The 6071-nt window shown below is 38.8% G+C and carries 3 protein-coding genes; 2 read left to right on the forward strand and 1 reads right to left on the reverse strand.

The genetic code is table 11. The annotated features are described in order from the left end of the window. Nucleotides 1-219 precede the first annotated feature (219 nt). The gene (locus tag H0Z29_11990) at nucleotides 220-1197 is read right to left on the reverse strand and encodes a nitronate monooxygenase (protein ID MBO8132205.1); all 978 of its coding nucleotides are present in this window, start codon (nucleotides 1195-1197) and stop codon (nucleotides 220-222) included. Between the two features lie 1093 nt (nucleotides 1198-2290). Here H0Z29_11990 and H0Z29_11995 point away from each other — a divergent pair. Next, entirely contained in the window at nucleotides 2291-3679 is a 1389-nt protein-coding gene (locus H0Z29_11995) for a hypothetical protein (GenBank protein ID MBO8132206.1), read from the forward strand. Nucleotides 3680-3712: 33 nt separating this feature from the next. Further along, a complete protein-coding gene (locus tag H0Z29_12000; protein ID MBO8132207.1) occupies nucleotides 3713-5632 on the forward strand; it encodes a sigma 54-interacting transcriptional regulator in 1920 nt (639 codons plus the stop codon). Nucleotides 5633-6071 lie beyond the last annotated feature (439 nt).

Below are 6071 nucleotides of genomic sequence, written 5' to 3' on the forward strand. Positions count from 1 at the left end.
CTAGTTCCCAGTTAGGAAATGCGTGGGAATTTACACACAAAAGTTGACACAACCCCCGATTTTTAGAAAATACAGAAGTAGAAATTGAAAAAAATAATAGCAAAAGCCATTAGTTTTCTTAATACTGCCGGCATACCACATACATAAAGAACCGTGTAAGCTACTCCTTACACGGTTCTTTATCAGTCATCCTTATATGGTAATTCCTTACATCATTCTTTAATAAGCCCTGCCCCATATCTTCTGTAAGCGTGATAGGATTGCCTCCCCCTCCCTAACAATCTCCTCAATAACTTCTTTTATCGGCTTAACTTCATTAATCAGACCGACACACTGGCCCATGGCGATAGTTCCCTCTTCAATATTCCCTTCAAACAACGCACGGCGCCCCACCTGCCCGCTAATTACGGTAAGTAATTCTTCCAGGCCAGCACCACGGGCCTCCATTTCCAGAACCTTTTTGGCAGCCGAGTTTTTCATCACCCGGGCGGCATTTCGAATGGACCGCTGGATAATCATAGTATCCGTTTCTTGGGCATTAACCATCCACTCCTTGTATTTCCAGTGCGCCAGGGACTCAGTGGTTGCTATAAACCTAGTACCCATCACTACCCCCTCGGCACCCAGAGACAGGGCCGCCACAAACCCCCGGGCGTCAGCAATGCCGCCCCCGGCAATAACCGGGATGTTTATACTATCTACTGTTTTTGGCGTTAAAACCAGGGTAGTTACGTCGTCCATGCCGGGATGGCCGCCACACTCAAACCCCACGATTGTCACCGCATCCGCCCCCACCTGCTCGGCTTTTTTGGCGTAACGGACTGCCGGGACTTTATGTATCAATTTAATCCCTTCTTTTTTTAAAAGGGGGACAAATTCTTCCGGGTTACGCCCGGACGTCTCTACCACCGGCACCTTCTCCTCCACTACGGCCTCAAAATATTGAGCAGTTTTTTCTCCGGGCCCCACTCCCGGCAGCATTGAAATATTAACCCCAAACGGCTTATCTGTTAACGAGCGGGTTTTACGAATTTCTTTTATCAAGTCCTCCTTAGTCGGATGGGTGGCGGCAGTAATAATGCCCAGCCCACCGGCATTTGAAACGGCAGCCGCAAATTCGGCGCGGGACAGCCACTGCATGCCCCCTTGAATAATCGGGTATTGTATGCCCAAAAGTTCGGTAACCCTAGTTTTCATTTTTTCAATCCCCCTGGCAACTTAAAATTTTTCCGGATGTAACAAATCACATTATCTCCTTTACCAAAATGTTACTTACTACCCCCATGGCTACATGCAAAAGGTAGCTTTATATGTAATGGCTTTCGCAATTTTTGTACCAATATATTGGTTTGGATAATTTTAATATATACAAAAACCGGTGTTTCATTTTAAAACTTTTAAGTTATTAAATAAAACATTTCTATTTGACAAACTTTTACAAAACTGATAAAAGTAAATATTATTAGTCATCTTTTAATTGGCATACAATTTGCGAAAGTGAAGCAATCAAAATTTTGATAATATTAATAAAACTAAGACCATTATTTAAGTAAAATTATTATTGTAGGACGATCAGCAGAAAAATAATGAAAAAAATAATGAAAAGAAAAAGGCCTCACCTCAAAATCAAATAATATGGTAAATTCGTTTGGTGATAAATATTTCAAGTTTAATGAATACGGGTTTTGTTGTAAGGCGTATGTAGTCCGTAACCATTTTGATATGCCTCTACATAGCTATAGTCAGCCTACTTAAGTAACAGGCCTGGTGGTTGGAGTGAAGTAGGTGCAAACCAAATGGCCAGGCTGCGAGCTATAAAAGCCAATGGCATAAAAATACCTGGAACACGCCGTTAAAAACAGCAAGGCAACTATCAAGATACGCCAAGTGGCATTAAACCGACAGAAAGCGCAAAGAAGGCATTTCGAAAACAACCGAAAAATATATCGGTATTAAAAGGAGCTATGACTAATCTCGCCAGAGGGCATTGCATTGAAAGGGCCAAGCGGACCAGTATAAAGCCCTGGCCTCCATTAAACTAAAAAATTTTCACCATCAATACTGCTTAATTTTTTAATTCCTCTTGGTTGATAGAGAGCCAAAGGTCCACGAAGCTGAGGCGTAAGCCCTTACTCTTGACACCTGACAGCTAAGAGGTAAAATGACAAGCGCGGTGTTAAAGGAATGGTGGTTTTCTTCTTTGCATCATCTGGAAATTAATAGAAATAATATTAACTGAAATTGGTGAGGCCAAAAATTTCCTGTAGTTTAAATTATTTCGGAGGATAAAATGAAAACCACAATAATTGCAAAAAATTTCATATATTCATACAAAAATTTTTCATATAGGACCAGGCCTATACTCCTTACGAGTTTAACTTTAATATACCTGGTAAACACGTTTATTCATTGGGAATTCCTGAATATTTTAGTGAACAGTATTTGCTTACTTTGTATAATAATATGCTTTCCCTTTGTTAAAAGCAGTGCCCGTATTGTTACTTCAATTTTATTACTTTTTGGATCCATATTATTAATTTTAGCCGGTGCTGATTTGAAATTTTGGATGAGCTCCATAGGTAAAAATATTAATTTGGTAACCCTCCTTATCATTGTCCCCATATTCGGGCTACCGCTTTATTATGGAGGATACTATAAAGTTCTGGATGCCCTGGCATGCAGGTATATGAATAGTGGCCACAGGATTTACTGGATTCCCGCCTTGCTTGCTCACTTTTTCGGGGCTCTTATGAATATAGGGGCCATACCCGTTGTTTATCAATTAATTATTCGCGGCAAATTATCATCCGCTTTTCGCACGGTCCCTATTGCCATTTTAAGAGGATTTAGTTCAGCCATCTATTGGTCGCCTAATATGATCTCAGTGGCAGTAGTAACTCATTACTTAAATATACCCTGGAAAAAATTTGCCCAAATAGGTATCATATTTACTTTATTAAGCTTGTTAGCTGGCTGGCTCGTAAATGTATATTTTTTCAATAAAAAAACCTCGAAGCCAAAGCAGGAAACGAAAGACATACAGGTTAATAGTAAAAAATTAACGGAATTAATAATTTTCTGTTCTATTTTTCTCGGCATAATCATTATCATCGCTATCAAAACTACAATTCCCATACTTAACGCTGTTCCTTTAATCGCCCTGGTTTACCCTGTTATATGGCTTAGTTTTTTGGGCAAGGGAAATTTAATCTATAATGCGTACCGTGATTATACAAAAAATACCTTGCCCAAGTTCACGTCGGAAGTAGTTATATTTCTAGGGGTGGGTTTCTTCGCTGCCGGCATATTGGCATCCGGTAGCAACGATAAAATATCATTATTCTTATATGAATTCATTGGTCTTAACTCCTATTTATTATGCTTTTTCATATCATCGTCGGTTATTATATTGGCAATTTTGGGGATTACACCGATGGTTACAGTAATGGCTTACAGCGCTTCATTAAACCCCGACTTAATTGGTCTTTCTCCACAACTACTCTCACTGGTACTGGTAGGCGGATGGGCCACAGGCATATTAGTATCTCCTTTTACCGGAATAACCCTGATAATGTCGGGACTGACGGAAAAAACACCTTTCGAAACAGCCCGCGAAAACTGGCCCTACGCTGCTATTATGGTGCTACTGCTTTCAGCCGTGCCTATATTGCAGAAGTAAATGCCCAAAAATTTCGTCAAAGGGGGTTTTGGCATGTTAGATATAAAAATAGGCGTAGTTTCTACAGATCACGAAACATCCAAGATAATACAGGAACTGGCTGACAAAATGCATTTAGATATTCTGTTAAAAGAAGGAATATTGGAAGAAGGAGTTGTACATGCCCGTCAGCTCGAGCGTGAGGGTGTAGATATAATAATTAGCCGCGGAATAACAGGAAAAAAAATAAAAAAGAAAATTTCCTTACCAACGGTAATCATTGAAATTACCGCCTTTGACATACTTAAGGCACTTAATTCCGCTAAAAGCTTGGGTTCCAAAATAGCTTTTCTTGGTAATAGAAAAGATATAGGGCCTGAATTTGATAGCATTACCAAAATTTTAGGAATAGAAGTTGAATGTTACCCGTACAATAATACTCAAGAAATGGACGAGCAGGTTACGAAAATATTAAACTCCCATGTAGATGTTATCGTAAGCACGGGCCTGTGTATATTTGAAATTGCTAAAAAGTCGGGAATGAATGCCATTCTTGTAAAATCCGGTTATGAAGCCATTTATAACTCCTTAAAACGGGCTATAGAATTAATCCACGATATTCGCCGCACCCAGGAATTTTCCCAGAAATTTAGATCCGTTTTGGAGTCAACCAATGATGGCATTTTTATATTAGATAAAGATAAACGTATTTCATTCGTGAACCCTGCCGCAGAAAAACTTTTAAATATAAATGCCCACAAAATTTTAGGTCATAAAGCTGATGAGGTTAATCATAATTCTTTTTTGACTCCTATACTTAATAATAAAAAACAAGAAATAATTAAAAAGATCGGAGAAAAACAATTTTGGTTAAATACCGTGCCTATTAGAATAAAAAATAAAGAACAAGGTTTAGTTATAATGTTTCAAAGTGCAGATAGAATACAAGTTTTGGAACAAAGGTTTCGCCGGGAACTATTGAAAAAAAGACTAGTTGCAAAGCATACATTTAATGATATTGTGGGTAAAAGTGAATTATTAAAAAATACAATAGAAAGAGCAAAAAAATTTGCTACTACTGACGCAACGGTTTTAATTACTGGTGAAAGCGGTACCGGCAAAGAGTTATTCGCCCACAGTATTCATAATGAAAGTAACAGGTCCAAAGGTCCTTTTGTCGCCGTAAATTGTGCTGCATTGCCAGAAAATTTATTAGAGAGTGAATTGTTTGGATATGAAGAGGGAGCTTTTACCGGGGCCAAGAAGGGCGGTAAAATTGGGTTATTCGAACTGGCACATGGCGGCACTATTTTTCTTGACGAAATTGCCGAAGTGTCTTTACAGGTTCAGGCCCGCCTGTTAAGGGCCTTGCAGGAATGTGAAATAATGAGGCTTGGCAGCGACAGGGTTATCCCCGTTGATGTCAGAATCATTGCAGCCACAAACAAGGATTTGAGTGCAGCAGTACAGCAGGGGAAATTCCGTAACGATTTATACTACCGCCTGGAAGTGCTGGACTTAGAAATTCCCCCTCTAAGGAAAAGAAAAGATGATATTGAAGTTCTAGCCAATTATTTTAAAGATATATTGAGTCATCAAATAAGCAAAAATGTTCCCGACTTAACACCAACTGCAATAGAACAATTAAAAAAATATGACTGGCCGGGTAATGTCAGAGAATTGAGAAATGTAATTGAAAAGTATGTTTTATTAATTGAAGATAATCAAAATTGTGACGATTTAATTATAAAATTAATAAATGAAAAAATTTTAAAATCTTTTAACATAAAAGCCGATGACTCTGAACACATTACCATAAAAATAGGCAAATGGGAAGATATGGAACAACAAATCCTCGAATATTTAAAGTCTAAGGGAACAAGCATTAAAGACTTAACTAAAATACTTGGAACAAGCCGCACAACTATTTGGCGAAAGTTAAAGAATTCCGGCAAAAAGTCATTGGCAAAATAATAAATTTTAATGCCGACTGGGCAGTTTATTTCTATCTTTATAAGGTCATGAATTTTTTCAAAGTCAGAGGTCTCACTCTCTAAATGCCAAAGAGATTAGAGAAATGAGACCTATCTCAATATTTTGCAGTAAAGCTTTAATTAGCTTTTAATTACTGCCAATTTTAAAATATTTACCTTGAGTGGCCCAACCCACAATCCACCCCCTGCTTACCCTATCATGTCTCCCTGGGTCTGTGCCCTGACATTCCTTCGTTCAGCATAATGGGGGTGGGTGGGGCACCAGTACTCGTACGCAGGGTCATGCCCTAATGGAGATATTACAGGTTCCCCCACCCAAGGTTAAACTTTTATTTTATGATCATGAAGATGAAGACTTATACCACCGTCGCAGGGGTTGTGGATATGTGGTCAACGCGGAGCGAAGGCCTGCGCGAATG

This window comes from Candidatus Neomarinimicrobiota bacterium, assembly GCA_017656425.1.
Classification (GTDB): Bacteria; Fidelibacterota; UBA2242; order UBA2242; family B5-G15; genus JACDNV01.